The sequence below is a fragment of the Bradyrhizobium sp. LeoA1Lang genome (assembly GCF_055413685.1).
This window is the reverse complement of sequence record NZ_JBVAPG010000054.1, coordinates 1-17133: the sequence shown is the minus strand read 5'-3', so window position 1 is coordinate 17133 and position 17133 is coordinate 1. Positions and strand designations below refer to the sequence as shown.

The window sequence follows — 17133 nt, the reverse complement described above, 5'->3', positions numbered from 1 at the left end:
ATTGCGCGGGCTCCGATCGATGGCCGTTGACGTCATGCAGAGACATCCGAACGCGATGGGCCAGTGGCAATTCATTCGGTCGAACAGCTTTCGCTGGGCACTTGCGGTGGCCGGCGTCCTTGCCGTCTTCATGATCGCGCTGTTCGGTTTCATCTATGTGAAGATCGACAATTATCTGATCGAGCGGACCGACCGCATGCTCAGCCGTCAGATCGCCTTCATGGCGACGCTGCCGATGGAGCGCCAGCTCAACGCGATCGAAGATCATCTGCGGCAGGATTCGCGCGGCGTTCAGTTTGCAGGGGTGTTTGGATCGGACGGGCGGAGGTTGGCCGGCAACATGGAGCGTCTTCCGGCCGGTCTCAAGATCGACGCCCCGGCGCAGAGCGTCACGGCGGCGAAGGTGGACCCGCCGAATCACGATCACTCAGTTCGCGCCATCGCAAAGCGCATGCCAAACGGCAACGTCCTGGTGATTGCACGCAATGTCGATGAGACCAAGGAAATCTCCCATGTCGTCGGCGAAGCGCTCGCGTTCGGATTGTTGCCGGCATTCATCATCTGTCTTCTGGCCGGTGCCTGGCTGAGCGTGCGGGCGCAGCGGCAGGTCGAGGAGGTCAACCAGCGCGTTCAGCGCATTATCGCGGGCGATCTGCGTGAACGGCTGCCACATAGCGAGGGCAGCGAGCCGTTCTCGAAGCTCGCGGTCATCGTCAACGGCATGCTCGACGAGATGGAAACGATGATCAACGCGCTGGCCGGCGTCGGCAACGATATCGCCCACGATCTCAGGACGCCGCTGACGCGCGCAAGACTGACGCTCGAGCGCGGCCGCACCCATGCAACGTCGCTGGAGCAGCTTCAGACGGTCGCGGACAAGGCGATCGCAGGGATCGATCAGTCGCTGACGATCATCACCGCGCTGCTGCGGCTTGCCGAGATCGAGAACAGCCGGCGGTCGGCCGGCTTCGGCATCGTGCCGCTGCATGAGATGTTGCGGGAGGTCTGCGACATCTACGAGCCGATCGCGGAGAACAAGAATATCGCGCTGACTGTCCACGCCGAGCACGAGCTCAACGTACGCGGCGACCGGGACCTGTTGATCGAGGCCGTCACCAATCTCGTCGACAACGCCATCAAGTTCACGCCGGAAGGCGGCAAGGTCGACATCGAACTGTTGCGCAACGCCAATGAAACCGTGATCCGCATTGTCGATACCGGCAGCGGGATCACGGCAGAGGAGCGCGACGCGGTGCTGCGACGGTTCTATCGGTCCGACAAGATGCGCAACACGCCTGGCGTCGGCCTCGGCCTCAATCTGGTGGCTGCGATCGTCAAGCTGCACGGCTTCCGGCTGACGATCCACCCGGGCGCGGGATGCCGCGTCGAGATCATCTGCCCGGATCCGGAAGCGCAATCGCTGAGGGAGGGCCGCGGCCTGTCCGTGTGACTTGCGCATAGCCTGCTTTTTCTCCGATATTGAGCGTGTCGTTTGGAGGAGCAGGCCATGAGCACAGCGATACAATCCTATCGGATATCGGTCGGTGACGATGTGCTCGAGGATCTCAAATCGAGGCTCCGCCGGACGCGGTGGCCCGAGGCCGAACTGGTCGAAGACTGGAGCCAGGGCGCTCCGCTGAAGTGGATCCAGGAGGTCTGCCGCTACTGGGCCGACGAATATGATTGGCGCAGCCGCGAAGCGCGCCTCAATCGCTTTGCGCAATTCACGACCGAGATCGACGGGCTTGGCATCCATTTCCTGCATATCCGCTCGCCGCATGCGAACGCGTTGCCGCTGATCATCACCCATGGCTGGCCGGGATCGGTGGTCGAATTCCACAAGGTGATCGAACCGCTCACCGACCCGACGGCGCACGGTGGCCGTGCGGCCGACGCGTTTCACGTGATCTGTCCGTCATTGCCGGGCTTCGGCTTCTCCGCCAAGCCGCGCACAACCGGCTGGGGCGTCGATCGCATTGCCTCGGCCTGGGCCGCGCTGATGGAGCGCCTTGGCTATGCGCGATACGGCGCGCAAGGCGGTGATTGGGGCTCGGCCGTCACGACCGCGCTGGGCGCGCAAGACGCTGCGCATTGCGCGGGCATTCATATCACGCTCGCGATGGCGACGCGGCCCAATGTCGAGGGACAGCCGACGCCGGAAGAGACGCGGGCGCTGAGCGGTATCAAATATTACGCTGACTGGGATTCCGGCTATTCCAAGCAGCAGTCGACCCGGCCGCAAACGCTCGGCTATGGGCTCACGGATTCACCGAGCGGTCAGGCCGCGTGGATCCTCGAGAAATTCTGGGCCTGGACCGACTGCGACGGGCATCCCGAGAACATCCTGTCCCGCGACGAACTGCTCGACAATGTCATGCTGTATTGGGTGCCCGCCACAGCGGCTTCCTCGGCGCGGCTCTATTGGGAAAGCTTCGGATCGAAACGGCGAACCGTGCACAAGGTCACCGTGCCGACCGGCGTCGCCGTCTTTCCCAAGGAGATCGTCACGCCGGTTCGAAAGTGGATGGAGGCGAGCTACACCAATATCCGCCATTGGAGCGAGATGCCAAAGGGCGGTCACTTCGCCGCCTTCGAGCAGCCCGAGTTGTACGTGCGGGAGGTGCGCGAGTTTTTCCGGCCGTTGCGCGAGGAATAGAGGGAGTCATGACCGACCGCGACGTTTTGCAGCCGTTACTCGAGCGCACCGGTTGCTGGGTGCATTTGGCTGCAAATTAATGGGCCCCGGTGCATTGGAGCATCGCGGGGCCCTGCATCTTCGTTTTAGCGAAGGATTCTGGTAGACACCAGGATAACTCTGGATCGTAAAGCGCGTGGCCTTTGCGCTTCCATCCGGTGGATATGTTCAGATTGTCGACGGCGCAACGCGGCTAGCAGCTGCTGTTCACCTCAACTGCGCCGAGACCTTGCCGCTGAGCAAGGTCACAGGACTGTCCCGGTGGCGTCATGCTCCTCTCCAAGAGTGGCCCGACGGACATCTGTCCGTATCCTCTGCTTGCCGCCCGACCACATGATCGGTCGGCAATCCCTGCGAGGCCGGGAGCCAAGCTCCAGCACCCCGACAGGTGCATCAGCAAAATGCTGCGGCAGATATTGGAGACTGTCAAGTGAAGTCGCGGTTCCCCGAGGCGAGGGAACCATGAAGCGCAGGATCATTTCCTATGTCGGCTGCCAAGCGCTGTTGCGATGGAGGCCGGCTCCTTGATGCGCTCGATCAGCATGTCGATGCGATCGCCGCCCCAGAACAGCTCACCATTGAACACCATGGTCGGGACGCCGAACACACCAAGTGCCTCCGCTTCCTCGATGATCCGATCGTGCTCTGCTCGCGCGGGCCCATGAACATATTCCTCGAAATCCTTCGCCCGGCCACCGATCGAGGCGATCACGCCAGCGATATCAGATAGTTCGTCGATCTCCAGATCATGGTTCCAAAACCGGCGAAAGACCGTGTCGTGATACGGCCGGAACAGCCCATGGCGCTGGGCGAATAGCATGCCGGCGCTGGAATAGAACGCGTCGTAGATCCGCCGCGGTCCCTTCATCGTCAGGCCTTGCGCGTTGGCGAAACGCCGGGCGTCCATGTAGGCGTAACGCACCTTGCGCCAGAAATGCGGGGTGCGCTCTTCCACCGTCCCCATGAATTCCGGGATCCGCAGCGTATAGGGCAGCCACTCCAGCTCGACGCCATGCTGTTCTTCGAGCTCGAACAGGCGCTTGTTGGCCACGAAGGCGTAAGGGCTCTTGTAGTCGGTGTAGATGCGTACGCGCGGCCTTTCCATGCTTGGCCCTCCCTGATCGTGGTGGCGCTCAGGCGTCTGCACGTTTCGTTTGTCGATACTGGCTCAGATCGGGATCATGGGTCATCGCCCAATAGTCGACGAAGCGCCAGGGCATGGCCGAAAATACGCGGCCCCGGCTGTTGCGATAATAGGTCGTCATGCCCGGATGGGTCCAGATCAACTGCTCGTGTTCGGCATCGACCTTGCGGACATATTGATCATGCGCTTCCTGACTGACATCGATGGCGGCGATGCCTTTCTCGATCATCTCGACCAGGCAAGCCGAGATGTAGCGGCTCTGGCATTCCGACTGGAAAATCACGCTGCCGCCATGCGCAGGTCCTGAGTTGGGGCCAAGCATCAAGAACAGGTTTGGGAAGTTTGGCACGGTCAAACCGAGATAGGCTGTCGGGTTGTCGTTGGCCCATACGTTCCTGAGATTGTTGCCGCCGCGCCCAGTGATGTTGAGCCGCGCCGCCATCTCCGAAACCCTGAAGCCGGTGGAGACGACGATGATATCGTGCGCGCGCTGCTTGCCATCCGCCGTGACGATGCCCTCGCGCGTAAAATGACCGACTGGGTCGGTGACCAGCTCGACGTTCGGTTTGGTCAGCGTCTTGAACCAGTTGTTGTCGAGCAGGATGCGCTTGCCATAAGGCGGATAGGTCGGCACGCATTTTTCGATCAGGTCGGGGCGATCCTTGAGCTCGGACAGGATGAAATCCGTCAGCTCCTGCCGATGCCGGTCGTTGCCCTTGTTGACGGCGCGTGCCGGATGCGGCCAGTTCGGATCCTTGCGCAGGAACGGCAGCAGGCCGTCGCCATAGCGCCAGAACATGTTGAAGCGGTACCACTGCACATAGAAGGGCAGGTACGCGAGCAGCCATCGCGCGCCTTCGGTGATGGGGTCGGAGTAGCCCTTGACCGGCCGCGCCCATTGCGCGGTGCGCTGATAGACCGTGACCGACGATACGCGGTCGGCGATCGCGGGCACGAGTTGCATCGCCGTGGCCCCGGTACCGATCACAGCGACGCGCTTGCCGTCGAGATTGATATCGTCGGACCAGAGCGCCGAATGCACGGCGAGGCCCTGGAAGTTTTCCTCGCCCTTGAAGCGAGCCGGGGCTGGGTCGTTGAGCTGGCCGATGGCGCTGACCAGAGCCGTCGACTCGAAGGTCTCTTCGCCGGTCTCGGTCTTGAGAGTCGAAATCCAGCGCCGCTTGTTCTCGTCCCAGCGGGACGCAATCAGCTCGGTGTTGAGACGAACATGGCGTCGGATGCCGTGTTCGCGCACCACTTTCAAGAGATAGTCGAGCAGTTCCTGGCGCGGCGCGAAATAGCGCGTCCACTGGTTTCGTTCGCCGAAAGAGAAGGAGTAGGAGTGGTTCGGCGTATCGACGCCGCAACCGGGATAGCGGTTGACGTACCAGGTGCCGCCGATCTCGTCCTCTTTCTCGACGATGGTGTAGGGGATGCCGAGCCGGTCCAGCGCGACGCCGAGCGCAATCGCACACACGCCGGCGCCGACGATCAGGACGTGCTGCTCCGCGAGCTTCTCGTTCGATGGACGTTTGGCCCAGCGCGCGTCACGCGGGATGAAGCCCATTTCCTCACGCATCAGCGGTGCATATTCCGGTGCGACGTTCTCGCCGAGCGTCGCACTCATCATCTTCAGCATCAACTCGTTGCCGGGATCGGTGATGACAGGTTTCGGCTCGCCGTGCTCATAGAGCTTCAGGACTGCGGCGCGGATCTCGTCCTGGATTTCCTTCGGCACGCCGGCATCCGGATCGGGGATCAGGCGCACGTCGCGCTTGGGCTTGTACGGCGGTTCCAGCCAGCGCTCGTCGCCGGTCATGTGCACCAGCACCATCAGCAGCACGCGGATGTCGCCTTCAGCGATGGCGGAAGCCAGGTCGAGTTTCTTGCGCGGCATTTCGATGTTCATGCTCTTGTCCTCATGCTTCCGGCGCTTCCGGCAGCCCGCCATAGGCGGCCCACGTGCTGCCGGCGATAAAGCCGGCATCGATCGGCAGGTTGATGCCGGTGACGCCGCTGCTCCTTGGTGAAAGCAGCCAGGCGATCGCCTCCGCCACTTCGAACGGCTCGACTAGCCGGTTCATGGCTGATGGCCGCGACAGCAGTTCCTTGTCGAGCGCGCCCGAGGCGATACCGGCTTCCAGCATCGCCGTGCGGGTAAAGCCCGGCGACACGGCGTTGACGCGCACGCCGGCCCGGCCCCACTCGGCTGCAAGCGTCTGCGTGATCTGGATGACGCCGGCCTTCGCCGCGGTATAGGCGTGAATCGGACCGGAGGTCATGCCGGCGACGGAGGCGACATTGACGATCGCGCCATTTCGCCGCGCGGCCATCCGTACGCCGACGCTGCGGGCGACCATAAAGGTGCCGCGCAGGTCGATATTGACCTCGCGGTCCCATTGCTCCATCCGCACGCGCTCGATCCGATGCATCTTGCCGAACACGCCGGCGGCATTGACGAGGCCGGTGATCGGACCGTGCGCGGCCTCGATGTCGGCAACGCCGGCTGTGACCGTCGCTTCGCTCGCAACATCGAAGGGGGCCGGCCAGAGGATCGCATCCGTCCCCACCAGCGGTTCCGGCGCGATGTCGACGATGACGACGCGCTGGCCCTGGTCGGCAAGCAGCGTGGCGGTGGCGGCGCCGATGCCGCGGCTGCCGCCGGTGACGAGAACGAGGCCGTCAGCGCTCATGACCGTCATCCTCACTTGCTCTGTTGAACAGCCCTCGGGTGACGAGCTTCCGATAGGCGGAAATCACATGATCAGGCGGGGCAGTGACCTTGCCGCCGGCGTAGGAATAGCGGCGGCTGAGATAGCCGCGCGCGCCCATCAGCATCTGCACGATCGCCTCGAATTCCTCGTCGCTGAAATCGATGATCTCTCCGGCTTGGCGCGCGCGGCCGAGGATGCGTACATAGGCGGTTGAGATATTGTCGAAATGTTTCTGGTAGCCGATCGGCGCAAAGAACTCGGCTTCGTTGAGGATGCGCAGGAATTCCGGCACTTCGAGGATGAAATCGAAGAAGGCACTGAAGCGCTCGATCTCCTCCCGCGCCGTCTGCTCAGTGCCGGTACGCGCATAGATGAAGCGCACCATGTCCAGTCCGATCTTCGGCAGTAGCTGCTCGAGCAGTTCCTGGCGGCTCTCGAAATGATTGTAGAAGGTGCCTTGCGCGACGCCGGCTTCCTCGGTGATGCGGGCAACGGAGGCTTCGGCGTAGCCATATTTGCCGACCACCTTGGTCGCCGCGTCGAAGATCTTTTGCTTGGTCCAGGCGTTGCGCTCGACCCGGTTCAGCTTGGTGATCTTGATGGGCGCAGCGTGCGGTGCTTGGGTCATGTAGCGGTCTCCAGTTCGGCGCGCAGCACACGCTTGAGTACCTTGCCGGAAGGATTGCGCGGCAGGCTGTCGCGGATGATCAGTTGTTTCGGCACCTTGAAGCCGGCGAGCCGCGCGCGGCAGTGGTCGGTGAGGGCGGGAAGATCCAGCGCAGCTCCTTCCGCCAGCACGACGATCGCGACCGGCTTCTCGCCCCAGCGCTCATCGCGCAGGCCGATGACGGCGACCTCGCGAACCTCGGGCATCTCATAGATGACGCGCTCCACCTCGGAGGAGGCGATGTTCTCGCCGCCGGAAATGATCAAATCCTTCTTGCGGTCGGTGAGATAAAGGAAGCCCTCCTCGTCGAGATAGCCGACATCGCCGGTGCGGAACCAGTCGCCGAAGAAGGCGGCGGCGGTCTTCTCCGGGTCCCGCCAGTATCCTTTCGTGATCTTCGGTCCGCGCAGGCAGATCTCGCCGTTCTCGCCGGGCGGAAGCCGATCGCCTCGATCGTCACGGATCTCAATTTCGACATGGGCGATGGCACGGCCGGTCGAGCCGATCTTATCGATCTCGCGGCCCGGCTCCATGAAGGTGTCACCGCCGACGCTCTCGGTCAGACCATAGGCGTCGATGTAGCGGGCATTCCTGAAGTAGTCGGAGAAGGCGCGGATGCGCACCTCCGGCGTTTTCTCGCCGCCGCCGATCGCCCATTGCAGACTGGAAACATCGTAGCGGTCGCGAGTGGGGCAGGTGAGGATCGCGGTGGTCATCACAGGGGCAAACCACGCCGCGTTCAGCTTCTCCGCTTCGATCGCAGCGAGTGCCTGTTCGGGCCTGAACTCACGATGGACCGAGAGCATTCCGCCGTGCCAGAGCACCGCGATTCCAGGCAGATCGAGCGCGCCGACGTGGTAGAGCGGGCCGACGACAAGGAGGCGGGTATCCGCATTGAGGCCGAGCACCAGCGACTGGTCGGCCGACTTCCAGTACATGTTCTCGTAACTGAGCATCACGCCCTTGGGGCGGTCGGTGGTGCCTGACGTGTACATCAGCCGCATCAGGTCCTGCGGTCGGCGGACATGCATCGGCGCGGGCGCGATATCGCCTGCGAGCCGCGTTGCGGTCGATTGCGCGGCCTCATCGAGCAGCACGATCGGCGCATGAACCGCCGTGATCGCGTCGAGTTCTTCGTCCGCGATCAGGATGCGCGCGCCGGAATTGTCGACGATGTAGCCGACCTCATCGACGGAGAGGCGATAATTGATCGGCAGGAACACCGCGCCGATGTGGCTGATCGCAAACACCAGTTCGAGAAAGGCAGCGCTGTTCTTCATCAGAACCGCGACGACGTCACCGGGAGCGATGCCGCGGGAGGCGAGCCAGCCGGCCACCCGGCGGATGCGCTCGTCGAATTTGCCGTAGGAAATGTCAACGTCGCGATATTTCAGCGCACACCGATCAGGCGTCCGCTTGGCATGAAAGGCGATGAAGCTCGATAGGTTGATCATCTGCCGCTCAAAGGACCGTTTCGGCCTCGTTTCCTTCCCGGATGAACTATGACTCGTAATTCATCTTTGGCTTGACGTCACCCCCCTTGCTCTGAAATCCTTGTGTCCACGGAGACGAGATGATCTCCGGCAAGGGAATAGGGAACGACAACCCGACTGGGAGGGGAGAATGAAGAGAACCCGTCAACCGGGCATCGGCCGCCGTGCGACTCTGGCGCTGATGGGCGCCGGTGCGGTGATATCAGCTGCGCCATGGGTGGCGCGCGCGCAGGCCAAGACCATCAAGATCGGCATGCCGACGATTCTGTCGGGCCGCGTTGCGCAGCTCGGCACCTCCTCGCGCAACGCCGTGCTGCTGGAGGTCGAGAAGGTCAACGCCGCGGGCGGCCTGGCCGGCCGGCAGATCGAGATGGTGATCCGCGACTCCAAGGGCCAGCCGCAGGAAGCAGCCCGCGTCGCGCGCGAACTCGTCAACACCGACGGCTGCGAGATGCTGTTCGACGGCGAGGCCTCGTCCGGATCGTTCGCAGTGCACGAAGTGGCGCGCGACCTCGGCGTGCTCTGCATCCATACCTGCTCGGAAGCCTCGTCGCTGACGGCCGATCCGAAGCAGCACATTCCCAACGCGTTCCGCTGCGTCCGGCAGGGCATTCACGATTCCATCGTCGGCGGCAGCTATGCGGCTGCGATCGCGAAGGCCAAGGGCTTGAAGAAATGGGCGACCTGCTCGCCGGATTATGCCTATGGCCGCGATACGACAGGCGAATTCGCGCTCTATCTCAAGCGCTTTGCGCCCGATGTCGAGATCATCAGCGAGTCCTGGCCAAAGCTGTTCCAGCCTGACTACACCGAAGTGGTGACGAAGATCCTGCAGGCCAAGCCGCAGGCGCTGTATACCTGCCTGTGGGGCGGCGATCTGACGTCCTATATCGACCAGGCCAACATCTACGCGCTGTTCACGCAGATGGAAGTCTTCGCCGTCAACATGGCTGACTACACCGCGCTCACGGTGGTGAAAAACCTGCCGAAAGGCATTCATTCCGGCAACCGCTACATCAAGACGTTCCCGAAGACGCCGGAGAATGCCGCGTGGGGCGACGCATATCGGGCGAAGTACAATGAGTATCCCACCAACTGGTCGTGGCAGAACGCGACCGCGGTGATGCTGCTCACTGAAGCCGTCAAAAAAGCCAACTCCACCGACGGCAAGAAGGTGGCGGAAGCGTTGCGCGGGCTGACGATCAAGTGCCCGTTCGGCGCCGACGGCACCGTGACGATGCGCGCGGAGGACAACACGCTGGTTGGCTACGCCATCGGTTGGGGCACCACGATCCCGCAGGAACCCTATGTGCCGGAAGTGAAGGCCGGCGATTGGAAGACCATCTTCGAGCTCGAAGCCGAGTGGAAGAAGAGCAAGGGCTACACCTGACAGGTCTCTAGAGTGGAGGCGGGCGGGCCGCTTCCACTCACGCATCGCTTAAGTTTGCGCGCCGGTGGTCTCGGTGCGCTCTGATGGAAATGCTGCCTTGGATATAGACGCGCTCGCTGGCTGCCTCGCCAGTCCGGCCTGTCTGGTGACGCAAACCACCAGCGGCCTCATCATCGGTATGCTGCTGTTTCTCGTCGCCGTCGGGCTGACGCTGATCTTCGGCGTGCTCAAGGTGGTCAATTTCAGCCACGGTGCCTTCTATATGTTCGGCGCCTATTTCGCGATGACGGCTTACCAATTCTCTGACAGCTTTGCGCTGGCGATGCTGTGCGGCGCGGTAGGTACGGCGATTCTCGGCCTGATCTTCGAGCGCGTGTTCATGAGCCGCGTCTATGGCGCCGACGTGCTGATGCAATTGCTGGTCTGCTACGCCTTCGTGCTGATCTTCGACGATGTCGTACGCATGGTGTGGGGGCCTGAATTCAAGTCGATGGGTATGCCGTCGGCGTTCCAGGTGCCGCCGCTGTTCATCGCAGGTGGCGTCGTGCCGCCCTATTACCTGCTGCTGATCGGGGTCGCGCTGGCCGCCGCCTTGGTGCTCGGCCTTGGGCTTGCCCGCACCCGGATCGGCAAGGTGATCCGCGCGGCCGCCCACAATCCGGGCATGGTGTCCGCACTCGGCATCAATACCGGCCTGCTCTATGGCGGCGTGTTCGCGCTCGGTGGCATGCTCGCCGGGCTTGCCGGGGCGCTGGCGGCGCCGGTGCGTTCGCTGACGCCGGGGATGGGCTTTTCGGTGCTGATCGAATCCTTCATCGTTACTGTGATCGGCGGCATGGGCTCGATCCTGGGCGCGCTGATCGGGGCATTGCTCATCGGCCTGATCCGCTCGTTCGGCTCGCTCGGCTTTCCCCTGTTCACCGAAGGCTTGATGTACCTGTTCATGGTGATCGTCCTGGTGTCGCGGCCGACCGGCCTGTTCGGCAAGGAGGTCGCATGACCGAGCTGCAGGCTGGTCGCGCGTCGGAAACCTTGGGTGCGCCAAGCATCGAAACGCGCTCGTTCCGCTCGCGTTATCGCGACATTCTGATCGCACTGGTCGCTTTTGCTGTACTGGCAGCACTGCCGTTCTTCTTCGGCAGCAAGGCGCTGCTCGATTTCGTGATCCGCTGCTCGGCTTTCGGCCTGTTCGCGACTTCGCTCAACCTGCTTGTCGGCTACACCGGCATGATCTCGTTCGGGCACGGCATGTTCTTCGGGCTCGGCGCCTATGGCTTCGGCCTGCTGATGCAGCGCACCGCCGTGCCGATACCGGTGGCCTTTGTGGCGACGCTCGCGATCACCGCTGTCTTCGCTGCAACCATCGGGGCGATCTGCGTCCGGCTGAAGGAGATCTATTTCGCGTTCGTCACGCTGGCGTTCCAGATGCTGATCCACTCGACGATCCTCACCTGGGCGTCGCTGACCGGCGGCGATCAGGGCTTGCGCGGCGGCATCCCACGCCCGGCGTTCCTCGGTATCGATCTTGCCAATCATGTGCATCTCTACATCACGAGCTGTGCGCTGCTGGTGCTCGGCCTGCTCTTGATGCGCCAGATCGCGCAATCGCCGTTCGGCTATACGCTGCGCATGATCCGCGACAATGCGCGGCGCGCGAGCTTTATCGGCATCGATGTCTGGCGCGCCAAGCTGACGATCTTCGTGCTGGCGGCGCTGTTTGCCTCCACCGGCGGCATGGTCATGGCGCTGTTCGTCTCCGGCGCCTATCCCGAATTCGCCTACTGGACGATTTCGGGCGAGGGCATCTTCATCAACATGCTTGGCGGCGTCACCACGTTCCTGGGGCCGATGGTCGGCACGGTGCTGTTGCTGATCCTCAACGATACCGTCACCCGCTACACGGAATATCATGGCATCGTGCTCGGCGCCGTGATCCTGTTCTTCGCCATCGGTCTGCGCAAGGGGCTGATGGACTATGTGCTCGAGTGGTATACGCAGCGGCGCGACGGGCCAGGGGAGCGCGGCTAGCCATGCTGGATATTCGCGGCCTCTCAAAGTCGTTCGGCGGCGTGAAAGCGACGGACAACGTTTCGCTGGATTTTGCCGATGGCTCGCTGACGGCCGTGATCGGTCCGAATGGTGCCGGCAAGAGCACATTCTTCAACCTGATCACAGGCGCGCTCAGGCCGGACTCCGGCGAGGTCCTGCTCGATGGTGTCGATCTCGCCGGCAAGTCGCCGCCCGACATCGTGCGGCACGGTATCGGGCGGGCGTTCCAGGTTGCCAGCATCTTCCCGTCGCTGACAGTGCAGGAGACCATGCTCGCCGCCGTCTGCGCGGATCAGCGCCGCTCGACCGTGCTGCACCGGCGCTTCCCGCTTGCCGAAACGCGGGATCGTGCCGAGCACGTGATGGAATTGCTCGGCCTTGCCAACAAGCGCCACCGCACCGCCGCGACACTGTCGCATGGCGACCAGAAACTGCTGGATATCGCGCTGGCGCTGGTGCTCGATCCAAAGGTGCTGCTGCTGGATGAGCCGACCGCCGGCATGGGCACTGAAGAGCGCTGGCGGATGATCGACAAGGTCCGGGAGCTATGGGAGGCGCAGAAGATCACGGTCGTCTTTATCGAGCACGACATGGACATCGTGTTCAAGATCGCGCCCAGGATCGTCGTGCTCTGCTACGGCCGCATCCTTGCGACTGGCACACCTGATGCCATCAGGCGCAACGAGGCGGTGATCGAAGCCTATCTGGGCACCGAGGAACATGCCGAGGCCGTGACATGAGCGCTTTGCCAGTCGTGCAGGTCGAGGACCTCGACGTCTACTATGGCACCAGCCAGATCTTGTTCGGCGTCGGCCTCTCGGTGCGGCAGGGCGAGACCATGGCGCTGCTTGGCCGCAACGGGGCCGGCAAGTCCACCACTATGAAGGCGATCATGGGACTCGCGCCGGCGCGTCGCGGCAAGGTGACGCTGAACGGCAGGACCGTCTCCGGGATGAGGCCGCATCGCATCGCCCGTGCCGGGCTCGGCTTTGTCCCGGAGGACCGCCAGATCTTCCCGGAGCACACCGTGGAAGACAATCTCGTCATCGGCCAGAAGAAGGGGCCGAATGGCGAGGACGAATGGTCGATCCGGCGCATCTATGACGTGTTCCCATCGCTCGAGCCGCTGCGCTATCGGATCGCGGGACGGCTGTCCGGCGGCGAACAGCAGATGCTGGCGATTGCGCGGACGCTGATGGGCAATCCGGCGCTGCTGCTCCTGGACGAGCCGAGCGAGGGGCTGGCACCGATCATCGTGCAACGAATAGGCGAACTGTTGCGGCAGCTTCGCGCGACCGGCGCCACGGTGTTGATCGCCGAGCAAAACATGCATTTTTGCCTTGGCCTTGCGAGCCACGCGACGGTTATCGACAAGGGCCAAATCGTCTACACATCTCCCATCGAAGAGCTGAAGGCCAACGACAACATTCGGCGGCGCTATCTGGCGCTGTAGCCTTCGGCCCCCATGGGGAGGATGAATGGCGGTTGAAAGCAGGCTGGCGCCGACACACGAGGCGCCCTATCGCGGCCTTCGCGTGCTCGATTTCGGACAGGGCATTGCGTCGCCCTATTGCGCGATGCTGCTCGGCGTCTATGGCGCCGATGTCATCAAGGTCGAGCCGCCTGAGGGCGACTGGTCGCGCTATCTCGGGACGACCTATGGCAACCACACCACGCTGTCGGCGGTCTATAACCGCGGCAAGCGCAGCCTGTGCCTCGATCTGAAGCACAAGGATGGGATCACGATTGCCCAGAAGCTGGCAAAGGACGCCGACGTCCTGATCGAAGGCTTCCGGCCCGGCGTGGCCGCACGGCTCGGGCTTGGTTATGAATCGCTGTCACGCGACAATCCTGGCCTGGTCTATCTCTCGGTCAGCGGCTTCGGGCAAACCGGGCCTTACGCGAAACGTCCCGGGTCGGATTCCGTGGCGCAGGCCTTTTCGGGTCTGGTCTCGGTCAATGCCGGCACGGACGGGGTGCCGCATCGGGTCGGCACGACGATCTCCGACATCGTCACCGGCGTCTATGCCTTCCAGGCCATCGCCACCACGCTGTTCGCGCGGGCGATCGTGGGTACGGGGCGCTGGATCGACGTTAATCTCTGCCAGTCGACGGCGGCGCTGCTGGGCCACAAGGTTGCTGAGTTCATTCTGGAGGGTGGCGCACCGCGCGCGCTCAACGTTCCCGCAGGCACCTACCAGGCCAAGGACGGCTGGATGATGGTGACGCTGGTGAACGAAGCGCAGTACAAACGCCTATGCACAGCGATCGGACGCGACGACCTCGCCACCGATCCGCGCTTTGCCGATTTCGCCAGGCGTGCGGATTCAGCCGACGCGCTGATCCCGCAGCTACGGGAGGTCTTCTTGACCCAAACGGCCGAGGCGTGGCTGACGCGCCTGCATGCGGCCGATATCATCGCGGAACGCATCCACAATCCCGGCGAATGGTTGAGGAATGCTCACGTCGAGGCGACCGAAGCCGCGGTCTGCCAGGACACGCCCGGCGTCGGCCCGGTCTACACGCCGCGAACGCCGGGGATCGCAAGTCGTTCAGAGGACGATTTGTGTCCCGCGCCGGATATCGGTCAGGACAGCGTCGAGGTCCTGACAGAGGCTGGCTTCGACAGTGCGGCCATCGATGAGTTGATCGGAGCCGGTGCGGTGCGCCAGTGGCGGCCAAATGGAGGTGGTGCATCATGAGCAAACTCGTCCGCTACTCGGTTGCCGACGGTATTGCCGAGATCGTGCTGGATCGCCCGCCGGTCAACGCGCTGAGCCTGTCCCTGATCGATGCGCTGCTGGCCGCATTGCAGACAGCCAAGGACGATGCAGCCGTGCGCGCCGTGATCATCGGCAGTGCTCACAAGGTATTTTGTGCCGGACTCGATCTCGACATCGTGCGCGGCAAGCCGGCGATCGAGACCAAGGGCTTTCTCGAGCGCCTCTACTTCGCCCTCAACGACATCCAGTACCGGATGGGCAAGCCGACGATTGCGGCTATCGATGGTGCCGCGCGGGCCGGCGGCATGACCATTGCCATATCCTGTGACATGATCATTGCCGGCGACGCTTCGACCTTCGGCTATCCGGAGATCGATGTCGGGCTGATACCGGCGCTGCACTTCGTGCATTTGCCGCGGCTGGTCGGAAAGCACCAGGCGTTCGGGCCACTGTTTCTCGGCGAGCCCTTTGATGCGGCAACCGCGTTCCGCATGGGCCTTTTGAGCGAAGTCGTGCCGAAGGGGACCGCGCTCGATCGCGCCCGCGAGGTCGCCCGAAAGCTCGCCGCCAAGTCGCCGATCGTGATGAAGATCGGCCGCGATGCCTTCATGCGTGCGGTGGATGCGGACTACCGCCGCGCGATCGAGAACGCGGCCGAGAGTTTTTCGCTTGTCGCGACGACGGAAGATTGTCAGGAAGGGTTGAACGCGTTCATCGAGAAGCGAACGCCAAACTATCGGGGACGCTGATGGCTGGACTATATTTCGAGGAGTTTGAGGTCGGGCAGGAATTCCATCATGAATTCAGCCGGACCGTGACCGAGATGGACAATACGATGTTCAGTCTGTTGACCATGAACCCGCAGCCGCTGCATCTCGATGCCCATTTCGCCGAGAAGACCGAATATGGCCAGCGGCTGTTCAACAGCCTCTATACGCTCGGCATCATGATCGGCATGAGCGTCTATGATACGACGCTCGGTACCACGGTCGGCAATTTGGGCATGACGGATGTGAAGTTTCCCAAGCCGGTGTTTCATGGCGATACGCTGCGGGCGCACACCAAGATCGTCTCGAAGCGCCCAAGCAAGTCGCGGCCGACCCAGGGGCTCGTGGAATTCGAGCACATCATGACCAACCAGCGCGGCGAGGTGGTGGCGAGCTGTCGCCGTACGGGGCTGATGCTCTGCAAACCGAAGGCGTGAGGCAATGCGATCGTTCCTGTTCGTTCCCGGTGACAGTGTCCGGAAATTCGAAAGCGCGAAGAAAACGGCCGCCGACGCGCTGATCCTCGATCTCGAAGATTCCATTGCGCCGGAGCAGAAAGTGGCGGCGCGCGGCATCACGCGCGAGATGCTGAATTCGCGCAATCCCGATCAGAAGATGTATGTCCGCGTCAACGCGCTCGATACCGACATGACGCTAGGCGATCTCGCGGCTATCATGCCGCGGAAACCCGACGGCGTCGTCCTGCCGAAATGTGCCGGGGCCGCCGACGTCAACAAGCTCGCGCTTTACCTTGATGCGTTCGAGGCGGCATCCGGCATCGCGCAAGGTTCGACGCGCATCGTGACGGTTGCGACCGAGACGGCGCGCGCGGTGCTGAAACTGCTCGACTTCGAGAATATGAGCCCGCGGCTGTGGGGCATGATGTGGGGCGCCGAAGACCTCGCCGCCTCGCTCGGGGCCTCGCGCAACCGCACCAACGGCCGCTTTCATAGCCCGTTCTGGCTGGCGCGCGATCTCTGCCTGATCAGCGCGGCCGCCGCCGGCGTGGTCGCCATCGATACAATCGCGACCGACATCAACGATCTCGAGGCGCTGCGTGAGGAATGCATCACGGCGCGGCAGGATGGTTTCCTGGCGAAGGCGGTGATCCATCCAAAGCATGTCGACGTCGTCAATGCCGCCTTCATGCCGACCGATGAGGAGATCGCGTGGTCAGAGCGCGTTGTCGCCGCATTCGCGGGCAATCCGTCCGGCGTGGCGAAGATGGATGGCAAGATGTTGGACAAGCCGCATCTGCGCGCCGCGGAGAAGATTCTGGCGCTGCGGCGGGAATGAGGTGCGTAGAGTGGGCAAAGCGGAGCGTGCCCACCATTTACGGTCGGTGCAAGAAAGGTGGGCACGCTTCGCTTTGCCCACCCTCATATGGGGCTTTGTGAGTCAAGGCTCTCAGCGAACAGGGTTGGGTTGGGTTTTTGCGGTGAGAGGGCGGCGCGCGGAGCCATGCGTAGCGCAGCGCGACGACCGGGCCCC

16 protein-coding genes are annotated in these 17133 nt (G+C 63.0%); 11 read left to right on the top strand and 5 right to left on the bottom strand.

The window, feature by feature from the left end:
- The first annotated feature begins 19 nt into the window (after positions 1 to 19).
- Positions 20 to 1450, top strand: a complete 1431-nt coding sequence (locus ACZYOF_RS19510) for a sensor histidine kinase (protein WP_463716785.1) — start codon at positions 20 to 22, stop codon at positions 1448 to 1450.
- A gap of 57 nt (positions 1451 to 1507) precedes the next feature.
- Positions 1508 to 2656: an epoxide hydrolase family protein gene (locus tag ACZYOF_RS19505; protein WP_463716784.1), complete on the top strand. Its 1149-nt coding sequence runs from the start codon at positions 1508 to 1510 to the stop codon at positions 2654 to 2656.
- A gap of 514 nt (positions 2657 to 3170) precedes the next feature.
- Here ACZYOF_RS19505 and ACZYOF_RS19500 read toward each other — a convergent pair.
- From ACZYOF_RS19500 to ACZYOF_RS19480, 5 genes are read right to left on the bottom strand one after another with little or no spacing between them, the layout of a single operon-like run.
- A complete protein-coding gene (locus ACZYOF_RS19500) occupies positions 3171 to 3800 on the bottom strand; it encodes a 2-hydroxychromene-2-carboxylate isomerase (protein ID WP_130577043.1) in 630 nt (209 codons plus the stop codon).
- 28 nt (positions 3801 to 3828) lie between these two features.
- Entirely contained in the window at positions 3829 to 5748 is a 1920-nt protein-coding gene (locus ACZYOF_RS19495) for a flavin-containing monooxygenase (protein WP_463716783.1), read from the bottom strand.
- Between the two features lie 10 nt (positions 5749 to 5758).
- Positions 5759 to 6532 (bottom strand): SDR family NAD(P)-dependent oxidoreductase, encoded by a 774-nt coding sequence (locus tag ACZYOF_RS19490; RefSeq protein WP_165420959.1) that lies wholly within the window; start codon positions 6530 to 6532, stop codon positions 5759 to 5761.
- Positions 6522 to 7181, bottom strand: coding sequence for a TetR/AcrR family transcriptional regulator (locus ACZYOF_RS19485; RefSeq protein ID WP_130577046.1), 660 nt, complete (start codon positions 7179 to 7181; stop codon positions 6522 to 6524). The genes ACZYOF_RS19490 and ACZYOF_RS19485 overlap by 11 nt, the downstream gene beginning before the upstream one ends.
- Positions 7178 to 8674 (bottom strand): AMP-binding protein, encoded by a 1497-nt coding sequence (locus ACZYOF_RS19480; RefSeq protein WP_463716782.1) that lies wholly within the window; start codon positions 8672 to 8674, stop codon positions 7178 to 7180. Before ACZYOF_RS19480 ends, ACZYOF_RS19485 begins: the two co-directional genes overlap by 4 nt.
- A 169-nt stretch (positions 8675 to 8843) precedes the next feature.
- On the opposite strand from ACZYOF_RS19480, the gene ACZYOF_RS19475 reads away from it, so the two are divergent.
- The 9 genes from ACZYOF_RS19475 (at position 8844) to ACZYOF_RS19435 (ending at position 16938) form a co-directional block, all read left to right on the top strand.
- On the top strand, positions 8844 to 10103 hold the full coding sequence (locus ACZYOF_RS19475; protein WP_463716781.1) for an ABC transporter substrate-binding protein: 1260 nt from the start codon (positions 8844 to 8846) through the stop codon (positions 10101 to 10103).
- A gap of 97 nt (positions 10104 to 10200) precedes the next feature.
- A complete protein-coding gene (locus tag ACZYOF_RS19470; protein WP_463716780.1) occupies positions 10201 to 11103 on the top strand; it encodes a branched-chain amino acid ABC transporter permease in 903 nt (300 codons plus the stop codon).
- Positions 11100 to 12131, top strand: a complete 1032-nt coding sequence (locus ACZYOF_RS19465; RefSeq protein WP_463716779.1) for a branched-chain amino acid ABC transporter permease — start codon at positions 11100 to 11102, stop codon at positions 12129 to 12131. The genes ACZYOF_RS19470 and ACZYOF_RS19465 overlap by 4 nt, the downstream gene beginning before the upstream one ends.
- 2 nt (positions 12132 to 12133) lie before the next feature.
- Positions 12134 to 12892 carry an ABC transporter ATP-binding protein gene (locus ACZYOF_RS19460; protein WP_282527714.1) on the top strand — a complete coding sequence of 253 codons (759 nt, stop codon included), beginning with the start codon at positions 12134 to 12136 and terminating at the stop codon, positions 12890 to 12892.
- Complete coding sequence (locus tag ACZYOF_RS19455; protein WP_130577052.1) at positions 12889 to 13605, top strand: ABC transporter ATP-binding protein; 717 nt, start codon at positions 12889 to 12891, stop codon at positions 13603 to 13605. Before ACZYOF_RS19460 ends, ACZYOF_RS19455 begins: the two co-directional genes overlap by 4 nt.
- Positions 13606 to 13630: 25 nt before the next feature.
- The gene (locus tag ACZYOF_RS19450; protein WP_463716778.1) at positions 13631 to 14854 is read left to right on the top strand and encodes a CaiB/BaiF CoA transferase family protein; all 1224 of its coding nucleotides are present in this window, start codon (positions 13631 to 13633) and stop codon (positions 14852 to 14854) included.
- Entirely contained in the window at positions 14851 to 15624 is a 774-nt protein-coding gene (locus ACZYOF_RS19445) for an enoyl-CoA hydratase/isomerase family protein (RefSeq protein ID WP_165420960.1), read from the top strand. Before ACZYOF_RS19450 ends, ACZYOF_RS19445 begins: the two co-directional genes overlap by 4 nt.
- Positions 15624 to 16079: a MaoC family dehydratase gene (locus tag ACZYOF_RS19440; protein WP_130577054.1), complete on the top strand. Its 456-nt coding sequence runs from the start codon at positions 15624 to 15626 to the stop codon at positions 16077 to 16079. Before ACZYOF_RS19445 ends, ACZYOF_RS19440 begins: the two co-directional genes overlap by 1 nt.
- A gap of 4 nt (positions 16080 to 16083) precedes the next feature.
- Positions 16084 to 16938, top strand: coding sequence for an HpcH/HpaI aldolase/citrate lyase family protein (locus ACZYOF_RS19435; RefSeq protein ID WP_463716777.1), 855 nt, complete (start codon positions 16084 to 16086; stop codon positions 16936 to 16938).
- Positions 16939 to 17133: the final 195 nt, after the last annotated feature.

What these genes read in the sequence shown, in the direction of transcription:
- ACZYOF_RS19510 (WP_463716785.1), top strand. Translation starts at nt 20, where the DNA reads ATGGCCGTTGACGTCATGCAGAGACATCCGAACGCGATGGGCCAGTGG.
- ACZYOF_RS19505 (WP_463716784.1), top strand. Translation starts at nt 1,508, where the DNA reads ATGAGCACAGCGATACAATCCTATCGGATATCGGTCGGTGACGATGTG.
- ACZYOF_RS19500 (WP_130577043.1), bottom strand. Translation starts at nt 3,800, where the DNA reads ATGGAAAGGCCGCGCGTACGCATCTACACCGACTACAAGAGCCCTTAC.
- ACZYOF_RS19495 (WP_463716783.1), bottom strand. Translation starts at nt 5,748, where the DNA reads ATGAACATCGAAATGCCGCGCAAGAAACTCGACCTGGCTTCCGCCATC.
- ACZYOF_RS19490 (WP_165420959.1), bottom strand. Translation starts at nt 6,532, where the DNA reads ATGAGCGCTGACGGCCTCGTTCTCGTCACCGGCGGCAGCCGCGGCATC.
- ACZYOF_RS19485 (WP_130577046.1), bottom strand. Translation starts at nt 7,181, where the DNA reads ATGACCCAAGCACCGCACGCTGCGCCCATCAAGATCACCAAGCTGAAC.
- ACZYOF_RS19480 (WP_463716782.1), bottom strand. Translation starts at nt 8,674, where the DNA reads ATGATCAACCTATCGAGCTTCATCGCCTTTCATGCCAAGCGGACGCCT.
- ACZYOF_RS19475 (WP_463716781.1), top strand. Translation starts at nt 8,844, where the DNA reads ATGAAGAGAACCCGTCAACCGGGCATCGGCCGCCGTGCGACTCTGGCG.
- ACZYOF_RS19465 (WP_463716779.1), top strand. Translation starts at nt 11,100, where the DNA reads ATGACCGAGCTGCAGGCTGGTCGCGCGTCGGAAACCTTGGGTGCGCCA.
- ACZYOF_RS19460 (WP_282527714.1), top strand. Translation starts at nt 12,134, where the DNA reads ATGCTGGATATTCGCGGCCTCTCAAAGTCGTTCGGCGGCGTGAAAGCG.
- ACZYOF_RS19455 (WP_130577052.1), top strand. Translation starts at nt 12,889, where the DNA reads ATGAGCGCTTTGCCAGTCGTGCAGGTCGAGGACCTCGACGTCTACTAT.
- ACZYOF_RS19450 (WP_463716778.1), top strand. Translation starts at nt 13,631, where the DNA reads ATGGCGGTTGAAAGCAGGCTGGCGCCGACACACGAGGCGCCCTATCGC.
- ACZYOF_RS19445 (WP_165420960.1), top strand. Translation starts at nt 14,851, where the DNA reads ATGAGCAAACTCGTCCGCTACTCGGTTGCCGACGGTATTGCCGAGATC.
- ACZYOF_RS19440 (WP_130577054.1), top strand. Translation starts at nt 15,624, where the DNA reads ATGGCTGGACTATATTTCGAGGAGTTTGAGGTCGGGCAGGAATTCCAT.
- ACZYOF_RS19435 (WP_463716777.1), top strand. Translation starts at nt 16,084, where the DNA reads ATGCGATCGTTCCTGTTCGTTCCCGGTGACAGTGTCCGGAAATTCGAA.